The organism is Streptomyces sp. R-07, from assembly GCF_049913175.1.
GTDB lineage: Bacteria > Actinomycetota > Actinomycetes > Streptomycetales > Streptomycetaceae > Streptomyces.
Genome location: NZ_CP183978.1, coordinates 3,159,870 through 3,181,936 on the forward strand (window position 1 = coordinate 3,159,870; position 22,067 = coordinate 3,181,936).

At 72.8% G+C, this 22,067-nt stretch carries 20 protein-coding genes; 7 read left to right on the forward strand and 13 right to left on the reverse strand.

Going from position 1 to position 22,067, the window contains the following annotated elements; genetic code table 11:
• Positions 1-35: 35 nt before the first annotated feature.
• Together ACN9M0_RS14220 and ACN9M0_RS14225 are read right to left on the reverse strand one after the other, a co-directional pair.
• The gene (locus ACN9M0_RS14220; RefSeq protein WP_366037914.1) at positions 36-2,609 is read right to left on the reverse strand and encodes an ABC transporter permease; all 2,574 of its coding nucleotides are present in this window, start codon (positions 2,607-2,609) and stop codon (positions 36-38) included.
• The gene (locus tag ACN9M0_RS14225) at positions 2,606-3,394 is read right to left on the reverse strand and encodes an ABC transporter ATP-binding protein (RefSeq protein ID WP_366037915.1); all 789 of its coding nucleotides are present in this window, start codon (positions 3,392-3,394) and stop codon (positions 2,606-2,608) included. The genes ACN9M0_RS14220 and ACN9M0_RS14225 overlap by 4 nt, the downstream gene beginning before the upstream one ends.
• Before the next feature lie 389 nt (positions 3,395-3,783).
• Between ACN9M0_RS14225 and ACN9M0_RS14230 the strand changes: the two genes are divergently transcribed.
• Positions 3,784-5,319: an MFS transporter gene (locus ACN9M0_RS14230; protein ID WP_426403682.1), complete on the forward strand. Its 1,536-nt coding sequence runs from the start codon at positions 3,784-3,786 to the stop codon at positions 5,317-5,319.
• A gap of 244 nt (positions 5,320-5,563) precedes the next feature.
• Positions 5,564-5,899 carry an SCO4225 family membrane protein gene (locus ACN9M0_RS14235; RefSeq protein WP_426403683.1) on the forward strand — a complete coding sequence of 112 codons (336 nt, stop codon included), beginning with the start codon at positions 5,564-5,566 and terminating at the stop codon, positions 5,897-5,899.
• 57 nt (positions 5,900-5,956) lie between these two features.
• Here ACN9M0_RS14235 and ACN9M0_RS14240 read toward each other — a convergent pair whose 3' ends face one another.
• Both ACN9M0_RS14240 and ACN9M0_RS14245 read right to left on the reverse strand, forming a co-directional pair.
• On the reverse strand, positions 5,957-6,145 hold the full coding sequence (locus ACN9M0_RS14240; RefSeq protein ID WP_426403684.1) for a DUF397 domain-containing protein: 189 nt from the start codon (positions 6,143-6,145) through the stop codon (positions 5,957-5,959).
• Complete coding sequence (locus tag ACN9M0_RS14245; protein ID WP_426403685.1) at positions 6,142-6,990, reverse strand: helix-turn-helix domain-containing protein; 849 nt, start codon at positions 6,988-6,990, stop codon at positions 6,142-6,144. The genes ACN9M0_RS14240 and ACN9M0_RS14245 overlap by 4 nt, the downstream gene beginning before the upstream one ends.
• A gap of 103 nt (positions 6,991-7,093) precedes the next feature.
• Between ACN9M0_RS14245 and ACN9M0_RS14250 the strand changes: the two genes are divergently transcribed.
• The gene (locus ACN9M0_RS14250; RefSeq protein WP_426403686.1) at positions 7,094-7,582 is read left to right on the forward strand and encodes an ATP-binding protein; all 489 of its coding nucleotides are present in this window, start codon (positions 7,094-7,096) and stop codon (positions 7,580-7,582) included.
• A gap of 9 nt (positions 7,583-7,591) precedes the next feature.
• On the opposite strand, the gene ACN9M0_RS14255 is transcribed toward ACN9M0_RS14250, so the two are convergent.
• Positions 7,592-9,883 (reverse strand): FG-GAP repeat domain-containing protein, encoded by a 2,292-nt coding sequence (locus ACN9M0_RS14255; RefSeq protein ID WP_426403687.1) that lies wholly within the window; start codon positions 9,881-9,883, stop codon positions 7,592-7,594.
• A gap of 46 nt (positions 9,884-9,929) precedes the next feature.
• The gene (locus ACN9M0_RS14260; RefSeq protein WP_426403688.1) at positions 9,930-11,177 is read right to left on the reverse strand and encodes an MFS transporter; all 1,248 of its coding nucleotides are present in this window, start codon (positions 11,175-11,177) and stop codon (positions 9,930-9,932) included.
• A gap of 78 nt (positions 11,178-11,255) precedes the next feature.
• Here ACN9M0_RS14260 and ACN9M0_RS14265 point away from each other — a divergent pair, with 78 nt between their 5' ends.
• Positions 11,256-12,107, forward strand: coding sequence for a DUF5937 family protein (locus tag ACN9M0_RS14265; protein WP_426403689.1), 852 nt, complete (start codon positions 11,256-11,258; stop codon positions 12,105-12,107).
• 44 nt (positions 12,108-12,151) lie between these two features.
• Here ACN9M0_RS14265 and ACN9M0_RS14270 read toward each other — a convergent pair whose 3' ends face one another.
• From ACN9M0_RS14270 to ACN9M0_RS14295, 6 genes are all read right to left on the reverse strand, one after another.
• Positions 12,152-12,580: a MarR family winged helix-turn-helix transcriptional regulator gene (locus ACN9M0_RS14270; RefSeq protein WP_366037925.1), complete on the reverse strand. Its 429-nt coding sequence runs from the start codon at positions 12,578-12,580 to the stop codon at positions 12,152-12,154.
• Positions 12,580-12,996: a polyketide cyclase gene (locus ACN9M0_RS14275; protein WP_399698707.1), complete on the reverse strand. Its 417-nt coding sequence runs from the start codon at positions 12,994-12,996 to the stop codon at positions 12,580-12,582. Before ACN9M0_RS14275 ends, ACN9M0_RS14270 begins: the two co-directional genes overlap by 1 nt.
• A gap of 50 nt (positions 12,997-13,046) precedes the next feature.
• Positions 13,047-13,427: a VOC family protein gene (locus ACN9M0_RS14280; protein ID WP_426403690.1), complete on the reverse strand. Its 381-nt coding sequence runs from the start codon at positions 13,425-13,427 to the stop codon at positions 13,047-13,049.
• Between the two features lie 179 nt (positions 13,428-13,606).
• Positions 13,607-14,527: a cellulose-binding protein gene (locus ACN9M0_RS14285; protein WP_426403691.1), complete on the reverse strand. Its 921-nt coding sequence runs from the start codon at positions 14,525-14,527 to the stop codon at positions 13,607-13,609.
• A 129-nt stretch (positions 14,528-14,656) separates the two neighbouring features.
• Positions 14,657-17,344, reverse strand: coding sequence for an SUKH-4 family immunity protein (locus tag ACN9M0_RS14290; RefSeq protein WP_426403692.1), 2,688 nt, complete (start codon positions 17,342-17,344; stop codon positions 14,657-14,659).
• A 7-nt stretch (positions 17,345-17,351) separates the two neighbouring features.
• A complete protein-coding gene (locus tag ACN9M0_RS14295; protein ID WP_366037931.1) occupies positions 17,352-18,350 on the reverse strand; it encodes an SMI1/KNR4 family protein in 999 nt (332 codons plus the stop codon).
• Positions 18,351-18,628: 278 nt separating this feature from the next.
• Here ACN9M0_RS14295 and ACN9M0_RS14300 point away from each other — a divergent pair, with 278 nt between their 5' ends.
• Both ACN9M0_RS14300 and ACN9M0_RS14305 read left to right on the forward strand, forming a co-directional pair.
• Positions 18,629-19,141 (forward strand): YwqJ-related putative deaminase, encoded by a 513-nt coding sequence (locus ACN9M0_RS14300; protein WP_366037932.1) that lies wholly within the window; start codon positions 18,629-18,631, stop codon positions 19,139-19,141.
• A 10-nt stretch (positions 19,142-19,151) separates the two neighbouring features.
• Positions 19,152-19,643 (forward strand): SUKH-3 domain-containing protein, encoded by a 492-nt coding sequence (locus ACN9M0_RS14305; protein ID WP_366037934.1) that lies wholly within the window; start codon positions 19,152-19,154, stop codon positions 19,641-19,643.
• Between the two features lie 117 nt (positions 19,644-19,760).
• Here ACN9M0_RS14305 and ACN9M0_RS14310 read toward each other — a convergent pair whose 3' ends face one another.
• The gene (locus ACN9M0_RS14310; RefSeq protein WP_366037935.1) at positions 19,761-21,071 is read right to left on the reverse strand and encodes a sensor histidine kinase; all 1,311 of its coding nucleotides are present in this window, start codon (positions 21,069-21,071) and stop codon (positions 19,761-19,763) included.
• Positions 21,072-21,186: 115 nt separating this feature from the next.
• On the opposite strand from ACN9M0_RS14310, the gene ACN9M0_RS14315 reads away from it, so the two are divergent.
• A complete protein-coding gene (locus tag ACN9M0_RS14315) occupies positions 21,187-22,059 on the forward strand; it encodes a hypothetical protein (protein ID WP_426403693.1) in 873 nt (290 codons plus the stop codon).
• Positions 22,060-22,067: the final 8 nt, after the last annotated feature.

The following is a 22,067-nucleotide window of genomic DNA, read 5'->3' on the forward strand; positions in this document are numbered from 1 at the left end:
CCGGGGCCGCACGCCCCCGTTCCGTCCCGCGACCGCTACTCGCTCGCGATCGCGTTCAGGACGTTCATCCGGCCCGCCCGGAAGGCCGGGACCAGCGCCGCGAAGAGGCCCACGAACGCCGAGCCGATGAAGACCGTCACGATCGTCGGCCAGGGGATCTCCAGGACCCCGAGGCCTTCGAGCGCCAGGAGCTTCTGCGCGGCCGTGCCCCAGCCCATGCCCAGGCCGAGGCCGAGGAGGGCGCCGAAGAGGGCGATGACCACCGACTCCAGGCGGATCATGCGGCGCAGCTGCCGCCGGGAGAGGCCGATGGCCCGCATGAGGCCGATCTCGCGGGTCCGCTCGACCACCGAGAGCGCGAGGGTGTTCACGACGCCCAGGACCGCGACGACGATCGCCAGGGCGAGGAGCCCGTACACGATGTTGAGCAGCTGCCCGACCTGCTTCTGCAGCTCCTCCTTGTAGTCGGCCTGGTTGCTCACCTTGTACTGCGGGTACGGCGCGAGGGCGTCCTTGAGGGCCTGGTAGGCCTGGGTCTCCTGGCCGTCCCTGGCGCTGGCCAGGAGGAGCAGGCTGTTCGGCACCCGGTCGGCCGGGAGGTAGCGGGTGACGGTGGAGATGCCGGTGTACATCGCCCCCTTGTCGACCTGGCCGGTGTCCGCGGTGATCGCCGCGACCTTCAGCTTCGCCGTCTCGCCGCCCTTGAAGGCGACGGTCAGGACGTCGCCGACCCTCACGCCGTGCTCGGTGGCGTAGTCGCTGCCGACGGACATCGCGTCCTTGCCGTACGCGTCGGTGAGGGTGCCCGCCGTAATCTCGCGGCGCAGGTCCTTCACGTACGTCGGGTCGGTGGCGGCCAGGCCGGCCGCGGAGACCTTGCCGCGCGGGTCGGTGACCTCGGCGTCGACCCACTTGTACGCGGTGACGTGGTCCAGGCCGGGCGCCTTCGCCAGGGCGGCCTGCGCCTGCGGCACGATCGGCTGACCCGTACCGGACCGCACGATGAAGTCGGCGCCGACGGAGCGGTCCAGCTCCTCGGTGGCCGAGGCGACCATCGAGGACCCGACCACCGACAGGCCGGCGACGAGCGCGAGGCCGATCATCAGGGCGGCGGCGGTGGCGCCGGTGCGGCGCGGGTTGCGCAGCGCGTTCCGCTCGGCCATCCGGCCGACCGGGCCGAAGATCCGCAGGACGACGGCGCCGAGGGCACGGACGACGCCGCCCGCGAGGAGCGGGCCGACGACGACGAAGCCGAGGAGGGAGAGGACGACGCCGAGGCCGAGCCAGAGGGAGCCGGGTCCGGCCTCCGCGGCGCGGGCCGCCGCCACCAGGGCGGCCGCTCCGGCGCCCGTGAGGACGATCCCGATGACGCCCCGTACCCGGCCGGCCTTGCCGTCGGCGGGGGTGCCCGCGTCGCGGAGGGCCGCCATCGGGGAGACCTTCCCGGCGCGGCGGGCGGGGATGTACGCGGCGAGGACGGTGACGACGATGCCGAGGGCGAGGCCGACGGCCGGGGTCGTCCACTTCACGGTGAGGTCGCGGGTGGAGAGCTCCATGCCCACCGCGGACATGAGCTTCATCAGCCCGACGGCGAGACCGACGCCCGCGGCGACACCGGCGACCGAGCCGACGAGGCCGAGGAGGAGCGCCTCGACGAGGACGGAACGGTTCACCTGCGTGCGGCTGGAGCCGATGGCCCGCATGAGGCCGATCTCGCGGGTGCGCTGGGCGACCAGCATGGAGAAGGTGTTGACGATGAGGAAGATGCCGACGAGGAAGGCGATCCCGGCGAAGCCGAGCATCGCGTACTTCATGACGTCGAGGAAGCCGGCCATGCTCGCGCGGCCCGCGTCGGCGACCTCGGCGGCGGTCTGCAGCTTGTAGCGGTCGCCGAGGGCGGCGGCGACGTCCGCCTTGAGCGCGTCGTCGGAGACGCCGGGCTTCGCGTCCACGGAGACCTGGGTGAACAGGCCTTCCTTGCCGAGGAGTTCGCGCTGCGCGGTGGCGGTGTCGAAGTAGACGACGGTGGCGCCCGGGTTGGTGACCTTGAACTCGGCGATGCCGGAGATCTTCGCGGTGAAGTCGCCGGTGACGGCGATGGTCCGCAGCTCGTCGCCGAGCTTCAGGCCGTGCTTCTCGGCGGTGGCGCCGTCGACGAGGACCTCGGTCGGGCCGCGCGGCTCGTGGCCGGACGCGATCTCCACCGAACGCAGCTCGTTGGGCGTCCAGTTGACGGCGATGGTCGGGGCGCCGCCGGTCGGGCCGACGTTCTTGTTCTTCGCGTCGACGACGGTGACGCTCGTCGACGCGACCGAGCCCTGCGCGTCCTTGACGCCCGCGACCTTCCTGACCTGCTCGACGACCGAGGCGGGCAGGGACTCGGGGCGGCCGTTCTGCGGGATGTCGTCGTTGCCGCCCGCGCTCTTCGGGCTGACGGTGACGTCCGAGGCGGTCGACGCGAAGAGCTTGTCGAACGTCGTGTTCATGGTGTCGGTGAAGACGAGCGTCCCACTGACGAAGGCGACGGAGAGGAGGACGGCGACGGCGGAGAGCGCCATCCGCCCCTTGTGCGCGAAGAAGTTGCGCAGCGAGGTCTTGAGGACGGTCATGAGGTCCGCCCGCGCGCGTCGAAGTCCTTCATGCGGTCGAGTACGGCGTCGGCGGTGGGCCGCTCCATCTCGTCCACGATCCGCCCGTCGGCGAGGTAGAGCACCCGGTCCGCGTAGGAGGCGGCGACGGGGTCGTGGGTGACCATGACGATCGTCTGCCCCAGCTCGTCCACGGAGGCGCGGAGGAAGCCGAGGACCTCGGCGCCGGCCCGCGAGTCGAGGTTTCCGGTCGGCTCGTCGCCGAAGATGATCTCCGGTTTGGCGGCGAGCGCGCGGGCCACGGCGACACGCTGCTGCTGACCGCCGGACAGCTGGTTCGGCCGGTGCTTGAGGCGGTCGGAGAGGCCGACGGTGTCGACGACCCGCCGCAGCCACTCGGCGTCCGGCTTCCGGCCGGCGATGTCCATCGGCAGCGTGATGTTCTCGATGGCGTTCAGGGTGGGCAGCAGGTTGAACGCCTGGAAGATGAAGCCGATCCGGTCCCGGCGCAGCTGGGTGAGCTTCTTGTCCTTGAGCCCGGTGATCTCGGTCTCGTCGAGGTGGATCTGCCCGCTCGTGACGGTGTCGAGCCCGGCGAGGCAGTGCATCAGGGTCGACTTGCCGGAACCCGAAGGCCCCATGATCGCGGTGAACCGGCCGCGGGCGATGTCCACGTCGACGGAGTCGAGCGCGACGACCCGGGTCTCCCCCGACCCGTACGCCTTGACGACCTGACGCGCCCGCGCGGCGACGGCCGTTCCCTCTCCAGTACCCCCGTGCCTGGGGATGGTCAGAGCCGAAGTCACGGTGTTTCTCCTTGGAGCGGTGGGTTGGGTCTGTAGGTTCAAGTTAAGAACCGGCCACCGCGCTTCTCCTCCTCCGCCGGTACGAACGACCCCTGGCCCGCATGGGGGAGGAGCCCCTAGGGGTTTCTCCACCCGTGGCGGGAGACCCGCCTCCCCGAAGGCATGAGGAACGCGCTGGTTCCGCGGCTGGGCCATGCGATGTCGTCGACGGCGAGAAACGGCTCACCGGCCTCCGCCCTGCCCGCGGGCCCAGCCGCGCCCTCGTCCGCCTCACCACCAGGAGCGCGCGCCTGTACGACTCCGTGACCGTCGACGACTATCCGGCGCCGCCCGTCCGGTGAGACCCTGTCCGCGCACATTTAGGTGTACGAAGAAAGGAAGGGTGCGCGGTGACGGAACCGTCGACGACCCGGGCGGACGCCGATCCCGCGCCCTCTCCCGCCCAGGCTGCCGCACGCCGCGGCCCCGTGGTCATCGCGCTCATGCTCGCCATGGGGCTCGCCGCCCTCGACGGGACGATCGTGTCCACCGCCGTCCCCCAGATCGTCGGCGACCTCGGTGGGCTCTCCGTCTTCTCCTGGCTCTTCTCCGGCTATCTGCTCGCCGTCACCGTCACCCTGCCCGTGTACGGGAAGCTCAGCGACACCTTCGGCCGCAAGCCCGTCCTCATCGCCGGGACCGTCCTCTTCCTCATCGGCTCCGTGCTCTGCGCCGGCGCCTGGAACATGGCCTCCCTGATCGCCTTCCGCATCGTCCAGGGCCTCGGCGGCGGCGCCCTCCAGGGCACGGTCCAGACCATCGCCGCCGACCTGTACCCCCTGAAGGAACGCCCGAAGATCCAGGCGAAGCTGTCCTCCGTGTGGGCCGCCTCGTCCATCGCGGGACCGGCCGTGGGCGGACTCCTCGCCGGCTATGCCGACTGGCGCTGGATCTTCCTCATCAACCTGCCGGTCGGCCTCGTCGCCCTCTGGCTGATCGGCCGCCACCTGGTGGAACCCGCCCGCACCGCACCCCGCGCGCGCGTACGGATCGACTGGGCCGGGGCGCTCGCGATCTTCGCCACCGGAGCCGTCCTCATCACCGCGCTCGTCCAGGGCGGCGTCGCCTGGCCCTGGCTCTCCGCCCCGTCCCTCGGCCTCCTCGGCGGAGCCGCCGCCCTCGCCGCCCTCACCGTCGCCATCGAGCGGCGCGCCGCCGAACCGATCATCCCCGGCTGGGTCTGGCGGCGCCGCACGATAGCCGCCGTCAACCTCTCCCTCGGCGCCCTCGGCCTGCTCATGGTCGCCCCGACCGTCTTCCTGCCCACGTACGCCCAGTCCGTCCTGGGCCTGGGCCCGATAGCCGCCGGCTTCGTCCTCTCCTCCTGGACCCTGAGCTGGCCCATCACGGCCGCGCTCTCCAACCGCGTCTACACCCGCATCGGCTTCCGCCTCACCGCCGTCCTCGGCATCTCCCTCGCCCTGCTCCTGCTGCTCGCGTTCCCGTTCCTGCCGTTCCCCGGCGAACCCTGGCAGCCCGCCCTCCTGATGCTGCTGCTCGGCGGCGCCCTCGGCCTCTTCCAGCTGCCCCTGATCGTCGGCGTGCAGTCGACCGTCCCGTACGAGGAGCGGGGCACCACCACCGCCTCCGTCCTCTTCTGCCGCCAGGTCGGCCAGAGCGTCGGCGCCGCGCTCTTCGGCGCCGTCGCCAACGGCGTCCTCGCCGCCCGCCTCGGCGCCGACACGGACCTCGACTCCCTGGCCGGCTCCCTCGGCACCACCGACGACATCCGCAGGGCCGTCGACGCGGCCGTGGACTGGGTCTACCTGGGCGCGGCGGCAGCGGCGGCCCTCGCGCTCCTAGCCCTCCTCACGCTGGCCCCCCGCCGCTTCCCGGTCCTGAAGGAGGAGAACCAGGAGTTGCCTCGTCGAGGCCTGGCCGACTGAGTACGCGCCCGTACGCCGATGAGCCCGCGCGCCGTCCGCCGCCCGTCCGTCCCGGCCCGCGCGCACGTCACCGGTCTCGCGCGGGACCCGTACGCGACCGGCGCCGACCGGCGTGCGACGCATTCCCCAACGCACTGGTGCCCAGGATGGTTTGGGTAGCGCTACTCAGGCGCCGAGGGCCGCCGCGCCGCACGATGGAACCGCCGTCGACACGACGGAACCGATGCGCTCAGGAGGAATCATCATGCGAGACAGCCGTTTCCGCACACTCGTCCGGCTCACGTTCGCCAACCCCGCCTCGCTGGTCTACCTCGGCCTGGTGGCCGTGGCGGCGCTCCCCGTGGTGTTCGCCCCCGTGATCGCGGACGACAGCTTCGCGGCCGTCTGGCTCCTCCTGATCACCGCACCGACCAGCATGCTCCTGCTCGTCCCCGACTTCGCGAACGGCGACTCGGCGCTGGCGACGGGTTACTTCTTCGCGGCGCTGGCCCTCTCCGCCCTGCTCCACTCCTTCCTCCTCGGCCTCGCCTACCGAGGCCTCCGGGGAGACCCGACGAAGAAGGCACGCCCCACCACGTGAGCCCTGCCCGTCCGAGTCGGACGGGCAGGGCTCTCACGCGTACAACAGCGGGCTGTACTACTCCGCCGAGGCGAGCCCGACGAACCCGGCCCACGCCTCACGCGAGACCCGGAGGGCCGGCCGGGCCACGTCCTTGGAGTCACGCACGTGCACGGTTCCCGCGCCGGTCGCGACCTCGATGCACTGGCCGCCCTCGCCACCGCTGTAGCTGCTCTTGAACCAGGCGAGGGATTCCGTGTTGTTCATAGCTCTCCCAGCAACTTCTCGATGAACGCCAGCGACTCTCGCGGGGTGAGAGCCTGTGACCGGATGATCCCATAGCGGGCGGCGCCGAGAACGGCCTGTTTGGGATCGGTCTCCAGGGCGCTGGCCCCCTGCGCCTCGGAGTAGACGAACCTCTTGCCGTCCTCACGTGTGATGACGCTGAACGGCCCGTCCACCCCCGAGTTGTCCTCGCAGTCGAGTGGCATGACCTGGAGCTCGACGTTCCTCAGCTGGCCGATGAGGAGGAGTTGTTCCAGCTGTCCGCGCAACACCTCGCTGCCGCCGAACTTCCGCCGCAGCACCGACTCGCACATGACGAAGCTCAGCAGCGGTTCCGGGCGTCGGTCGAAGATGTCCCGCCGGGCGAGCCGTGCGGTCACCCGCTGTTCGAAGGTCTCCGCATCGAACAGCGGGCGTCGGTTGCCGAACAGGGCCCGCATGTACTCCTCGGTCTGGAGCAGGCCGTTGACCACCAAGGTGTCGTACGCCAGCAGCTCTATCGACTGCTTCTCCAGCTGCGCCATCCCCTGGAAGAACGCCGGGTACTGCGCCCGCTCCAACTGGTCCTTCCAGACCTTCAGCAACCCGCCCGCGTCCAACACCTCATCCGCCCGGTCGATCGCGCGCGGTGGCGGGATCCTCCGGCCCTGCTCGAACGAGGCGATCGTGGACGCCGAGTAGCCCAGGCGCTTGCCCAGCTCCTCACGTTCCATCTTCGCCCGCACCCGCAGCGTCTTCAGGCTCTGCCCGAACGCCGCCACCACGCCCTGGCCGGACTTGTCCGCCGCCGCGGGCTCCGGCACCGCACCCGGCTGCTCTTCCGTCATCGCGCCCTGCCCCTCGTACCGGCACCGACACCCCACGTACAACACCGTCGCGTCAGTGCGTCACCACTGGTCACGCTACGCCACCAAGAGGAGCTTGGTAGGCATGACGAGCAACAACGGCAGCCCCACCTGCACCACCCAACTCTCGGCCGTCTCCCCTTACTTGGGCAGCAGGGTCTTCACCCTCCGTTTCACGTCGACCACCCGGGGCGCGCGGCTCGCCCGTCGGCTTGTCGCCGTACGGCTTGACGAGTGGGGCGTCCCGTACGGGACGGGGGCGCACGACACCGTCGTCCTGGTCGCCGCCGAGCTCACGGCGAACGCGGTGCGGCACGGGCATGTGCCGGGGCGGGACTTCCACCTCTCGCTCCGGGTCACGGACGGACCCCCGCCCGTCGCGCGGATCGAGGTCAGCGACACCCGCGCCGAGCGCGTACCGCCCCGGCCCGGACAGCTCACCGGCCCCGGTCCGGAACTGGCGGACGGGGGCCGGGGGCTGCTGCTCGTCGACGGGCTCGCCGAGCGCTGGGGCTGGTGCCCGAGGCTCGGCGCGCCGGGGAAGACGGTGTGGGCGGAGTGCGCCCTCACCTGAAGGGGCGGGCTAGAAGACGGCGTTGTAGGACGAGTCCTGCGTCAGGGACACGGCCACGCCGCGTTTGAAGGGAGCCGACCAGCTGCCCGTGCCCGCGTAGAAGGTCTCGTCGCCGTTCGAGGCGACCAGGTCGGCGCGTCCGTCGCCGTTGGCGTCACCGACGGCGGTGAGGCCCGAGAAGGCGCCCCACCCGGCGCCCACCTTCGTACGGGCCGTGAAGGTGCCGTCGCCCTTGCCGAGGTAGAGCCAGAGGACGCCCGCCCTGTCGCGGGCGAGGAGGTCACCGGCCGGGCCGCCGGCGAGGTTGCCGGTGGCGGTGAGCTGGTTGTAGACGCCCCAGCCGTAGCCGATCTTCTTGCGCGGCGCGAAGGGCGCGGTGGCCGAGCCCGTGCCCTTGTACAGGTACACGTCGCCGGCCTTGTCCGTGGCGACGAGGTCCACCCGGCCGTCGCCGGTCAGGTCGCTGCCGCCCGCGAGCTGGTCGTACGTCTGCCAGCCGGCACCGATCTTCGTACGGGCGGTGAGCGGCTTGTACCGGTCACCGGTGCCCTGGTAGAGCCAGAGGACGCCGTCGCGGTCCCGGGCGACGACATCGGGTGCGGCCGTGCCCGCGATGTTCCCGACGGCTTCCTGCCGGTCGTAGATCCCCCAGCCGCTGCCGACCCGCGTGGCACCGGCGTCCGCCAGGGAACCGCCCGGGGCGGTGGGCCGGGTGCCGAAGCGCCACAGCACATCGTCCGTGCCCCGGACGAGGAGGTCGGCCGTGCCGTCGTCGTCGAAGTCGTGCGGGGCTGCGGGCCGGGTCACGGTGAAGCGGCCGGTGGTGACCAGCTCGGGGCCGATGCCCTCGTCCGGGCGGGCGGTGAGCTTCCACTCGTACTCGCCGTTGCGGGCGGGACGCGCCCAGTCCGGGCTCTCCAGGTCCTTGCCGTCCCAGTGCCAGGTGATCCGCCGCGGCGTCCCGGCGGTGACGCCGTACGGGACGTGCCACCCGGCGTACACGGTCTTCCCGCTGCGGACATGCGTCAGCGTCAGCCGCACCCGGCTGTCCGCCCGGGACAGGTCCCAGCCGAAGTCGACCCCCTTCGCGACCTGGTCGCCGGTGAGCGTCTTCGGCGTGGCGGAACCGGTGAGGGTCACGACGGTCGACTGCCCCGTGGACGCGACCCGTTCGACGTCCGGCCGTCCGCCGTCGGCGCGCGGTGAGATCCGGTAGAGGCCCTCCCCCTGCTCGGGGGTGCCACCGCGTACGAGGAGGCTGCCGCCGGGGCCGGGGACGGCGGAGGAGAACGCGGTGAGGAGGACGGCCTTCTCCCCGGTCTCGATCGACTGGACGGTGAACGGCCGCATCGTCGGGTTGGACCCGCCGTCGACGTAGGTGGATTGGTCGATGTGGACCTTCTGGCCGGACGCCATCCAGCTGCCGACCAGGTACAACGGGTCGGTCAGGTCGTCGTCCGACGGGAACCACAGCTCGTCGGGCTTGCCGCGCCGGTGGGCGACGATCCCGTGGACGGATCTGCCTCCCGACATCCGCGCCTCCCGCCAGGCCACGTGCGTGGCGGAGACGGCGCCCGGCCGGGCCCACTGGTCCTGGGTCTGCAGGTAGGTGGTCGTGGCTCCCGACGCGAGGTCGACGAGGACCTTGGCGTTCACCCCCACCTGATCGAGCTGGCACTCGTAGAGAGCGGAAGCGGTGTCGGTCCAGCCCTCCTCGCTGTCGAAGCACTCGAGTCCGGCCGCTCCGGCCAGCCATCGGGGCTTCGGCGTGCCGCCGTCGAGCGTGGCGGCGTACTGCTTCACCGTGTCGCCGTTCTCGTACTGCCCGAGGAGCAGGGTCTTGCCGGCCAGGCCCTCGAAGAAGTAGCCGTCGCCGAGCGCGTCGAGGTTCACCTCCTGTGGGGCCGGGGCGGCCGTGGCGGGTGTCGACAGGTCGTAGACGCGCACCACCCGGCCTGCGACCGGGGCGGACCGGTCGACGGTGACGACGAGGTCCGAGCCGCCGCCGGCGGCGGCCGTGGTGGCGCCGGGCAGCACGACCGACGACCCGTCCGCGTACCAGGTCCAGCGGAACTCCGGCGTGGTGCCGCGGGTCTTCGACAGGAAGCCGCTCGGGCCCGCGCCGATGACGTCCGCGTTGCGCGGGAACGGCACGGTGGTGGCCTGCTGGTCCTCCTGGGCGGCGGCCCCCGGCGCGGCGGCGGTGGCCGGGAGTGCGGTGAGTGTGCCGCCCGTGGCGGCGAGGACGATGGTGACGGCGGCGGCCGCGAGTCGGCGGCCGCGCGTGCGTGCGTGGTTCATGTACGGGTTCCCCTCCCTGAAGGGTCGACGTTAGCCGCCCCTCCGGTCACACCTCCCGCCGCCCCCGTACCACCACCAGCAACAGCGGTACCACCGCCAGCAGTTCGCCCACGGCTCCCGTCCACAGCGCCGTACGCACCCCCGCGTACTGCCCCACCAGCCCGCCCACCAGGGCGCCGAGGGGCATGCAGCCCCACACCACGAAGCGGAAGGTCGCCGTCACCCGGCCGAGGAGCGGGGCGGGGGTGAGGCGCTGGCGGAGGGCCACCGAGCTGATCTTGAAGGTCATGAAGGCCGTCCAGCCGAGCCCCTGGAGCACGCACGCCACCGCGTACCGCCCGTCCGCGTGGAAGAACGGCAGCGCGAGCAGCCACAGCACCCCGCTGACCACGACGGAGGCGCACATCGCGCGCCCTTCGCCGAGACGGGCCGCGATCCGGGTCACGAGGAGGCTGCCGAGGAAGCCGCCGACCGCCTCCGCCGTGAACACGAGCCCGCACAGGAACGGCGACAGGCCCAGCTCCCCCGCGAGCAGTACGAGGAGCATGGACGTGCCGATCGTGCCGCACAGGTTGGAGATCGCGGCCGTCAGCGTCAGCGCCCGCAGCAGCCGGTCCCGGAACACGAACCGCAGCCCCTCCGCGATCTCGTCCCGCAGCCGGGCCCCGGGGGCCCGCGCCGGCCGGGGGTCGGGACGCCGGATCCGGGAGAGGAGGAGCGCGGGGGCGAGGAAGCTGACGGCGTCGACGACGAGCGCCACCGGGGCCGTCACCGCCGCGACGAGCGCGCCGCCCGCGCCCGGACCGCCGGCGGCCGTGACCGTACGCGTCGCCTCCAGGGCCACGTTCGCCTCCACCAGCCGCTCCTCGTCGACCAGTCGGGGCAGGTGGCTCTGGTACGCGATGTCGAAGAAGGCCGTGCAGACCGAAAGCCCGAAGGCCACCCCGTACAGCTGCGGCAGCGTCAGGACGTCGAGCCAGGCGGCGAGCGGCAGCGTGGCGAGGAGGGCGGCCCGGCCGAGGTCGCCCACGATCATGACCCGTCGGATCCGCATCCGGTCCACCCAGGCCCCGGCGGGCAGCCCGAGGAGCAGGAAGCCCAGGTACTCGCACATCACCAGGAGCCCCGCCTCGAAGGGCGACGCGTCGAGCGGGCCGATGGCCACGAGGGGGAGCGCGAGGACGGTGACGGCGGTGCCGGCCTGGCTCACGGTGTCGCCGATCCACAGCCGGCGGAAGTCCGGCAGCCGGAGGAGGGCGGGCCGCGGAGGAGAGGTGAGGGACGTGGTGGTCATGTCGGCGAACACCATCACCCCCGGCCGGTGCCGACCATTGTTTTAGTCTGGGCGAAAAGCTCGTAGGGGTGGTGTCCGGTGGGAGAGATACGGTTCGGGGTCGACGACCTGGCGCAGCTCAGGTTCGCCGTGTCACCCCTGTGGGAGACCGTCGCCGCGCTGCGGGCCTCCACGGACCCCGGGCGCCACGCCCTCCATCTCCCCTGGATCAAGCAGGCGTTGACCGTCGGCCGGGAGCGCACCGACCTGCTCCCGCACCTGCCGGAGCTCGAAGCCCTTGTCCCTCCCCCGCGCTGTCCCCTGGCCGAGTTCGAGGAGGAACTCGCCGCCCTCCCGGGACCGCCGGAACGCGCGGAGGCGCTGACCGCCTGGTGGCGGGCGGGGGTGCGTCCGTACTGGCCCCGGATCAGGGCCGTACTGGAGGCCGATCTCGCGTACCGCACCCGGCAGCTCGCCGAGGACGGCATCCAGGAGGTCTTCGCCCACCTCCACCCGAGCCTGCGGTGGGCCGACGACCGGCTCACCGCGGCCGGCCTCGGGGCCGGGGGCCTCACCCTGGACGGCGGCGGGATCACGCTCGCCCCGAGCGCCTTCACGGCCCGCTGCGTCCTGCTCCCGGGGCGGTACGGCGTCGCGCCGTGCCTCGTCTATCCCGTACGGGCCGTCGGCACCCTGTGGGAGCGGAACGCCGAGCCGGGCGACGGGCTCGCGCGGCTCCTCGGGCGCAGCAGGGCCGGACTGCTGGGGCGTACGAGCACCCCGACGACCACCACCGGTCTCGCCCTGCAGACCGGGCTGAGCGCCGGGGCGGTCTCGCAGCACCTCGCGGTGCTGCGGGACGCGGGCCTGGTGACCTCGCACCGGTACCGGCGCGAGGTGTACTACCGGGCGAGCGAACTCGGCCGGGCGCTGCTGGGACGGGCCTCCTAGGAGGGCCCGGCCGGCCCGGCAAGGCGCCCCCTGGGGCCCGGCGTTCAGCGTTCGGGGTGGGCCAGGCGGCCCAGTAGGGCGATCGCGTCGTCGACGGGCACCGGCCGGAAGAACAGCGCGTCGACCTGCTCGACCGCGGCGATCGCGCGGGGGGCGAGGGCGGCGCCGGTGTCGGTGACGCGCAGTCGCTTGGCGCGGGTGTCGGCCGGGTCGACCTCGCGCTCGACGAGTCCCTTCTGTTCCAGGGTGCGCAGCACCTGGGAGGTCATCTTGACGTCGGTGCCCGCCTGGCGGGCGAGGGCCAGCTGGTTGGGGTGCTCGCCCTGGGAGTTGAGCCACCAGGCGCAGGCGAGCAGGACGAACTGCACATGGGTGAGATCGAGCGGGGCGAGGGCCGCAGCGATGTCACGCTGCCAGCGCAGCGTGGCGTGCCAGAGCAGGAATCCGGGGCTCTCGCCGGGATCGAGGGCCATCAGCGCAGGGCCAGTTCGACCAGCGAGGCCATGGTGTCGGGCCAGTCCGCGGTGATGCCGGGGCCGATCTGCGGGCCGGCCTCGTCCGCGCCGGCGCCGGTGATCTCCATGCGGTAGACCACCCGCACCCGGTCCTTGTCGAGCCGGTCGATCCGGTGGACGGTGCGCAGCAGCAGGTCGCCGAAGCGGGCCTCGTCGACGAACAGCTCGCCCTCGACGGCCTCGGCGACGCGCAGTTCCACCGGGTCGTCCCCGGGCGGCGTCATCGTGATCCGCGCGCCCGCTTCGAACGGGCCGCTGATCTCGATCTTCTCGATCTCGGCGTTCCAGGTGCCCCAGTTCTCGACGTCGGCCCACAGCCGCCAGATCGCCTCGGGGGTGGCGGTGGTCTCGATGCCGTGCTCGTACTCCCACATGCGGGGCCTCCTCGACCAGATGATGTGTCCACAGATTATCTCTGCGGAGACTATATGTCGAGAGGTCGGCGCGGAGTCGTCAGACAGAAGGGGTGCCCCGCCGGATCCAGGACCACCCGCCACAGGTCCGGGCGGGGCTGGACGGCGGGGACCGTCGCACCCCACTCCACGAGGCGGGCCGTGGCCTCGTCCAGGTCGTCGACGTCGAAGTCGAGGTGCAGTTGCTGCGGGACCTCCTGGTCCGGCCAGGACGGGGGACGGTAGCCGTCGACGCGCTGGAAGCCGAGGAACAGGCCGTCCGCGCCGCGAAGCCCCGCGAACTCACCGTCGGACCGGTCGGCGAGCGGGATGCCCGTGGCGCGGTGGTAGAACGCGGCCAGTGCCATGGGGTCGGCGCAGTCGAGCGTGACCGCCGTCAGTTTCATGAGCATGGGGCGGGAGCCTAGTCGGCGCGGTCGGGCGTCACCGCCGTCACCTCCACGAGCATGGGGCGGGAGCCTAGTCGGCGCGGTCGGGCGTCACCGCCGTCACCTCCACGAGCATGGGGCGGGAGCCTGATCGGCGCCGTCGGGCGTCACCGCCGTCGCCTCCACGAGCATGGGGCGGGAGCCTAGTCGGCGTCCTCGGGGCCCTCACCGGCCTCCAAGTCGCCCTGCTTCCGCTCCGGTTCCGGTGCCGCCGTGCGGCCCGTCAGGGCCGCGAGGGAGTTGCGGATGTGCTCCATGTGGGAGTGGATCTCGTCCCGCGCCTCCTCGTGCTCCCGCAGCACCCGCTCCGTCTCGCGCTCGACCCGCTCCCCCTTCATCCGGGCCTCGGCGAGCAGCTCCTCCGCGCGGGCCTCCGCGTCCTCCTGGCCGTGCCGGGCCTGCTCCTCGGTCTCCGCGAGGGACTTCTGGGCCTCCGCGAGCCGGGCCTCGCCCGCCGCGATCAGTTCGTCGTGGCGGGCGTCCAGGGCCGTCGCCTCCGCCTCGGCCGTACGCTCCGCCTCGTCCCGTACGGTCCGCTGCTCCTCCCGCTGCTCCGCGAGCAGCGCCTCCGCCCGGCGCACGGTCTCCTCGAAGGCCTCCCGCGCCGCCTCCCGCTCGCCCTCCGCGTCCCGGCGGGCGATCGTCCCCATCTCCTCGGACCGCGCGCGGGCCTCCTCCAGGGCCGCCCGGGCCGCCGCGTCCGCCGCCGTCCTGACGCCCTCCGCGTACGCCGCGGCCGCCTCCGACGCCTCCCGGGCCGCCCGCTCGGCGGCCTCCGCGAGGTCCTGCGCCTCCGCCTCGGCGGTCCGTACGAGCCGCTCGTCCTCCTGCTCGGCGAGCTCCAGGATCTTCTGCGCGGCCTCGCCGAGGGACTCGTACCGCTGCGGCGCGAGCTGCGTGACGGCCAGGCGGAGCCCGGCGGCATCCACCTCCATCTCCTTCGCGAGGACCGTGAGCCGCGCCGCCCGCTCCCAGGCGGCGTCGCGCTCCTCGGAGAGCTCTGCGAGGTGACGGTCGACCTGCTCGGGGCGGTACCCGCGCCCCCGCCCGACGGCGAAACTCATCCCTGACGCCCCTTCTCTCCGGCCGACCCACGAAGCCCGACCCATAAAGAATGCGGCATCAGAACGGACAAAAGGCGCCCAACGTGGCTACACGTCGAGCGCCTTTCGTCACATTCGGTCCATCTGTGTCTACAGAAGGCCGTCCCACATCTGCTCCAGGAGCACCGACCACCAGTTCTCCGGCGACGACAGCGCCGCCGGGTCCAGCATCGCCAACTGCGCCTGGAAATCGACCGTCCAGCGACCCGCCTGCTCCGGATTCAGCCCGAACCGCAGCCGCCACATCCGGCCCAGCAGCGCCATCGAACGCGTGAACTCCGGCAGCCCCGTGTTCACGAACTGCGGCGGCACCGACTGCCCGCCCGGACCGGCCTCCACCGGCACCGCCACGATGTGCGCGGTCCCGTACTGGACACAGATCGCCCGCCCGAAGTCCGAACCGAGCACCAGGTACGAGCTCGCGTCCGGCGCCGCCTGGACCTGCCGCTGCGCCGCGAGCTCCGCCAGCGTCGGCACCACCGGCACCGCCGGCTGCGCCCAGAAGAACGGACCGAAGTCCGCCGGAAGCCCCGCCCACACGAGCGTGCGCGCCACGACCTCCGGCACACCCTGCCGGGACACCGCCCGCTGGTCGAAACGGAGCACGCCCGGACCGAACGCCCCCGCCAGCTCCTGCGCGATCCCCTCCGGGGGAATCGGCGGCGCCGGCTGCACCTGCGGCAGCGGCGCCCGCACCGGAGCCGGACGCGCCGGACCGTCCGCGACCTGATGCAACTCACCCTGATGGGTCAGGAGTTGCCGCATGCCCTGCTGCCGGCCCGCGTGATCACGGCCGTACGGAGCGATGCTCGTGATCCGCGCCTGCGGCCACGTCTCCCGGATCATCCGCGCGCAGTACCCGCCCGGCAGCTCACAGGACTCCAGCTCCGTGTGGAGTTCGAGCACCTGCTGCGGCGGCACGTTCATCGCACGCAGCTCGTGCAGGATCTGCCACTCCGGATGCGGGGTGCCCGGTGCCGAACGCCGGATGATCTGCGCCTCCGAACCGTCGGGCGCCCGGTAGCGCAGCACCGCCTGGTAGCCCGGGCCGACCGTCGGCTGACCCGCGGGCTGCGGATAGCCGTACGCCGGAGGCACCGGCGCCTGAGGACCGGGCGCGGACGGCGGCACGTGCCCCCCGTGCACCGGCGGCGCCGGAGCGGGCGGAGGCGGCGGCCCCGCCGGACCACCCGGACCGGGGTGCGCCAGCATCGTCGCGGCCTGCGCGACACCACCGGCGGGCGTACCACCGGGCACACCCGGCGGCGGCGGAGGCGGCGGAGGCGCGCCCGGACCGCCCTGGTTCGGGTGCGCCAGCATCGTCGCCGCGTGGTGCACGGGCTGCGGCGGCGTCACAGGACCCGGCGGGGCCGGCGGAGGCGGCGGACCGGGCGGACCCGGCTGCGCCGGCGGCTTGAGCCCCTCGGGCCCGAGCTGCGACACCAGCTGCGTCGGGATGTACGCGTTGCCGCCCGACGAGGCGCCCGGCACACCCGGCACACCCGGCGGCGGAGGCGGCGTCGGGCCGCGCCCCGCCTTCGGCGGCAGGCCGGCCTTGCTGGTCGCGGCGTCCGCGATGTCCCTCGCACCCGGCGCCGAGGGCGCGGGCGGCGGAAACGGCGGCGCACCCGCACCGGCCTGCGCGGGAGCCGGCGAAGGCTGGGGAACGGGCGCGACCGGCGCGGCAGCCGGAACGGCACCCGGGGCCGGCGCGGCCGGATCGAGGCGGGGCGCGATCGCGGTCGGGGGCAGCGCGCTGCCCCCCTTCATCAGGGCGGTCGGCGCGTCCGCACCCACCGACAGCGGCGGGGTGTCCTCGTCGTCCGTCCCCGACAGCGCCGGCGCGAAGACGGTCGCGGGCAGCGGCACCGCCCCGTCGACGCCGCCGGAGCTGGCGTTCGCGTCCACCCACGGACTGTCGGACACGGGAGCGGGAGCAGAAGGAGCCGGGGGCGTGGGCGCCGGGGGCGCGGGAGGCGCGACCGGCGGGGCCACCGGCGCGGGCGTCGCCGCCGGTACGCCGTCCATCGCCGTCGGCTCGTACGCCTCGGCATCCGGGGCCGGAACCGGCTCCGCAGCCGGTACGGGCACTGCCGGCGCAGCCGCAACGGGAGCCGTCGCGGCCTCGGACGCCACCCCGGAGGAAGCCGAGGGAGCCGAGGAGGCCGAGGGAGCCGAGGAGGCCGAAGACGCCGAGGGAGCCGAAGACGCCGAAGGCGCCACCGAAACCGGGCCCGAGGAAGCAAGCGACGCCGCCGAGACCGACGACCCCACCGAATCCGACGACGACGAGGCCACCGAAGCCGAAGGCCCCGTCACCCCCGCACCCACCCCGGCCGACGCGTCGTCCGAAGGCGCCGACGCGCTCGCGCTCTCCTGCGACGCGTGCGGCTCCTCCCTCGGCAGCCCGATCTTGTCCGCCGCGTCCTGCAGCCACTCCGGCGGACTCAGCAGGAACGACGTCTGGTTCAGATCGATCCGGGCCGCCGGCACGGCCGCCTGGGCCGGAACCTCGTCCACCGCCCCGTACTCCTCCTCGTACCGCCGGATCACCTCGCCCACCGGCAGCCCCGGCCACAGCGTCGCCTCACCGCTGTCCCGCGCGATCACCAGCCGCTGACGCCCGCCGTCCGACGTCGGACCACCCTCGCGGTCCTCCGCCCACACCACGAAACCCAGCTCGAACTCCCGCACCCGCACCTCACGGTGCTGATACGACGGCAGGTCGCCGTTGATCCATTCCTCGGCGCGCTCCTGCGCCTGCGCGAACGTCACCACAGCCAGCTCACTCCCCCACCGGGACCACGGGCACGGCGCGCGCGAAGCCGCCGTCCACCATCAGGTTCGCCACCGTCTCCAGCTCCGGCGGATTGCCCGCCAGCCGCCCGAGAAACGCGTCGAAGTCCGCGCCGCAGGGCATCAACAGCCGCTCCACCCGCTCGTTCACCGTCCAGCCGGCCGCCACCTCGCCGGAATCCCGCGCGTCGTCGTACGCGCAGAACCACACCGAACCGACCGCCGCACCCCGCACCTTCAGCGCGATCAGACCGCCCTGGACGAACGCGACGCCCAGATAGTCCTTCGTCAGATGGTCACGAAGACACTTGTTGACATAGACGAGGTCATTGACACCCGCCTCCTCCCGCACCGTGAAGAACGGCTGGTCGACCAGGAGCCCCAGCTCCGCGTCGAGCGCCGCCCCCACCGGAGCGCACCCGCCCGCCGCCCGCAGGAAGGAGCGGTACGCCCCCGGCAGCCGGTAGCCGAGATCCTCCTCGACGCCCTGGAGCTGCTGCTCCGACACCGACACCAGACCCTTCGGCAGCCCGAAGTGCACCGGCCGGGTCTCCTGCAGCGGACGCGTACCCCGCTTCGACTGGTCCACGGCCGCCGTCGCCACCCCGCCGTGGTGGCGCAGCAGCGCCTTCACCTCGACCGGGACCAGCTCCATCCGGCGACTGCGCGCCACGTGATGCCAGGTCCAGCCGTGCGGGGTCGCCACCGACGGGATCGTGTCCCACAGCTCATGACCGGTCGCCGCCATCGCCGCGTTCGCCGACACGTAGTCCGTCAGACGCAGCTCGTCGACACCGAAACCCTCCGGCGGATCGGCGATCTCCGCCGCCGCGCGCGCGTACGGCGAGAAGTCCGGGTGACCATGCTCGTCGACCCGTACCCCTCTGGGGTGACGGGAGGCACGGACCGGATCCGGGAAATGCACGACCTGCCCGGCGTAGGCCGCGTTCGGTGGCGCGGTGTCCTGCCCGAGCCGACCTGTCGTCATGGCGGTTGCCCCCTGCATGGCGTCGCTGACTGCTTGCTACCGACAGCCGACGGCTGCGGCCGACTGATGCCGCACAGCCTATGCGCTGCCACAAGAGGCCGGACCGGGCCCGATCCGACGACGACCGACAGTGACCAACTGTCACGACGTCATGACAGGTGCACCATGATTCCGACACACCGAAGACGTGTTTCGGCGCCCCAGCTTCCCCATATGGCTCCCTATTTGGCAGGCTGTCCACGCAACTCGGGGGATTGCAGGAGGGGAAGACCAGCACCATGCACGCAACAACAACGCCCACACAGGGTGACCCACGCCTCAACTGGAGCAGCAGCGCCGAGGCGACGCGCGCACCCTTACTGCGTCACCGTCGCGACGGAATCCTTCCCACCGTCGGCGCCGCCCTCTCCGTCCGCGGCGAGACCCTCACGTGCACCGCGGGCCGCGGCGACCGGCCCCCCGTCCTGCACGCCCTCGTCCAGGACTTCCTGGACACCCTCACCAGCAGCCAGCGGGAACGCTTCACCGGACGCTGCCCCGAGGCGATCCTGCTCTCCCGGCACCTCACCGCCACCGAGAACAGCCGCTCCAAGCGCGCCCAACGCAAGCCGCTCACCCCCGGCGAGGCCCGCCGCTCCCTCAAACACGCCAAACTCACCGCCCGGCGCATCCGGGAGGACGGCGACCCGCTCCACGGCAGTTACGCGGCACCCTGCCGCTCCTGTACGGCGATGCTCGCCCACTTCGGTGTCCGCACCGTCGACCCCACCACGCCTGTCGAGAACGGCTGACCGCACCCCCATGCCCGACCACCTCAGCACCACGCGCTTCCCGGTCAACGTCGACGCCGCCCTCCGCGAGGCCGGCTGGCAGCCCGGCCGCTGGGACATCAAGCTCGCCGAAGAATGGGCCGACACGCTGCGCGCCCACCTCTCCCCCGCCGGCCACCGGCACAGCGTCTTCCCCGCCGCCGTCGAGGCCTGGGCCGAATTCGGCGGACTGCGGATCAGCGCACCCGGCCACGGCCGGCAGATAGCGCCCGCCGCCGTCCGCTTCGACCCGCTCGCCGGACTCCACCTCTCCCGCACCCTCGCCGACCTCGGCCGCGCCCTGGACACCGAGCTCGCCCCGCTCGGCGAGGAGGGCGAGCACCAGGCCGTCCTGGCGATGGACGTCGAAGGCCGGGTCTACAGCCTCGACCACGCGGGCGACTGGTACCTGGGCAAGGACATCGACGCGGCCCTGTCGACCCTGATCACAGGAGCCCAGCCGACCCGCCTCACGGCGGGCTAGACGACCGGGAGGCGGGAGGCCGGGACCCGTCGACAGGACGGCCGGACCGCTGGACCACCATCAGGCCGACGGCCGGGCCCGCGGCCGGGCCGCCCTCCGCCGCGCCGCCGAGGCCCGCTAGACCGCCGTCGGCAGAACCGCCGAGACCTTGAAGCCGCCCGCGTCCGTCGGCCCCGACACGAACACGCCTCCGAGCCGCACGACCCGCTCCCGCATCCCGACGAGCCCGTTCCCCCCGCTCGGCAGCCCCACATCGGCCACCGCCGCGTCCGACGGCCCGTTCTCCACCTGCATCGCGACCTCGGAACCCCGGTGCGCGAGCCGCACCACGACCTTCGCGCCCGCCGCGTGCTTGTGCACGTTCGTCAGCGCCTCCTGCACCACCCGGTACGCCGTCCGCTCCACCTCCGGGACATACGGACGCGCCTCACCGATCACCACCAGCTCCACGACCGCCCCCGCCAGCCGCGACTGCTCGCACAACGCCTCCACCGCGTCCAGACACGGCCCGTCCTCCGCCGCGGCCTCGGCGGCTGCAGCGGCCGCCCGCCCCACGGCCGCCAGCGGCACCACCGCGGGCGCCGCCGGAGCAGCCCCCTCCCGGAGCACCCCCAGCATCTCCCGCAGCTCCGTCAGGGCCTGCCGGCCCATGTCCCCCACGAGCGCCGCGTTCCTCACGGCCTTCTGCGGATCCTTCAACGCCACCGCCTGCAGCGCCGCCGCGTGCACCACCATCAGCGACACCCGGTGCGCCACCACGTCGTGCATCTCGCGCGCGATCCGCGTCCGCTCCTCCTGCCGCGCCCACTGCGCCCGCTGCTCGGCCCGGTCGGCGAGCAGCGACAGCTCCTGCTCCAGACTGTCCGCACGCTCCCGCAGGCTCTCCATGAGCCGGCGGCGCGCCCCTATGTAGAGGCCGAAGAGCACCGGGGGCGCGTTGAGCCCGAGCGTCATGAAGAGGGAGACGCTCGGCACGTACCAGCCGCTGGGATCGATGTCCGGCGGACCGACGTCGGCCTGGGCGACGTCCTGCCGCATCCGCACCACCGTCACGACGAACACGGCGAGCGTCGACATCCCGGCGAGCACGGCGGTGATCCGCCGGGGCACCTCGGAGGCGGCGAGCGAGTACAGCCCGACGATCCCCATCAGGAAGCCCATCTCGGCGGGCGCGACGGCGATCGAGACGAGTACGACGGCGATGGGCCAGCGGCGCCGCACGAGCAGCACGGATCCCACGGCCAGCCCGAACAGCACGCCCACGGGCACGGGCAGCGAGGCCTTGTCGGCGAACCCGATGCCCTCGACCGCGCACTCCAGCGCGGACACGACGGCGAGCCCGACATCGAGCACGGCGCTGCGCCGTCTCCCCCACCACCACCAACTCCCGACGCCCACGGCGTCCCGGTCTGCCCCCGTTGTGGTCATACCCACCACCCTACGGGCGAGCCCTGCCGTCAACGCGGCGCACACGAGTCCCTCGAACTATTGAATCGCCCGCATTTTCGAACCGGACGTCCGCATTCCGGACGATGGTGTTCGTATGACTGCCACCACCAGCAAGTACGCGGACTTCGAGAACCTGCGCGAGCAGGCGGTCGCGCTCCGCCGCGAGGGCCTCAGCCGCCGCCAGATCCGCGACTGCCTCCACGTCGACAACAACGACATCCTCAACCGCCTCCTGGAAGGAGAACCCCCACCGGCCTGGACGAAGCGCCCCAACGCCAAGGACGACCTCCGCCACCGGGCCCGCGAGCTGCGCCTCCAGGGCATGACCTACGACCAGATCCAGGTCGAACTGGGCTGCTCGAAGAGCTCGATCTCCCTGTGGGTACGGGATCTCCCGAAGCCGGAACGGACGCGGACCCGGGAGGAGGCGTCCGAGATCGCCAGGCGGGGCTGGGAGGCGACCCTGCGCCGACGCGAGGGGGAGCGGCAAACCGTCAAGCGCGAGGCGTCCGAAGAGATCGGCGCGATGTCGGAGCGCGAACTGTTCCTGCTGGGCGTGGGCCTCTACTGGGCGGAGGGCACGAAGGACAAGCCGCACGCCCGCCGGGAACGCGTGGTGTTCGTGAACAGCGACCCGGGGATGATCCGGGTCTTCGCCGCATGGCTCGACCTCCTCGGCGTCGAACCCGAGCGGCGGAAGTACGGCGTGATGATCCACGAGACCGCGGACGCGGCCGCCGCCGAGCGCTACTGGGGCGACCTCGTCGGCGCCGCCCCCTCGGCCTTCGGCAAGGCGACGATCAAGCGCCACAACCCTCGAACCAACCGCAAGAACGTGAACGCCGGCTATCACGGCTGCCTCGTGATCCGAATTCTCGGGAGCGCCGATCTCTACCGTCGCATCGAAGGGGCCTGGTGCGGCATAGTAGGGGCCGTCCGGACCCCCCAAATGGGAATTCGGGCATAGAGGGCGAA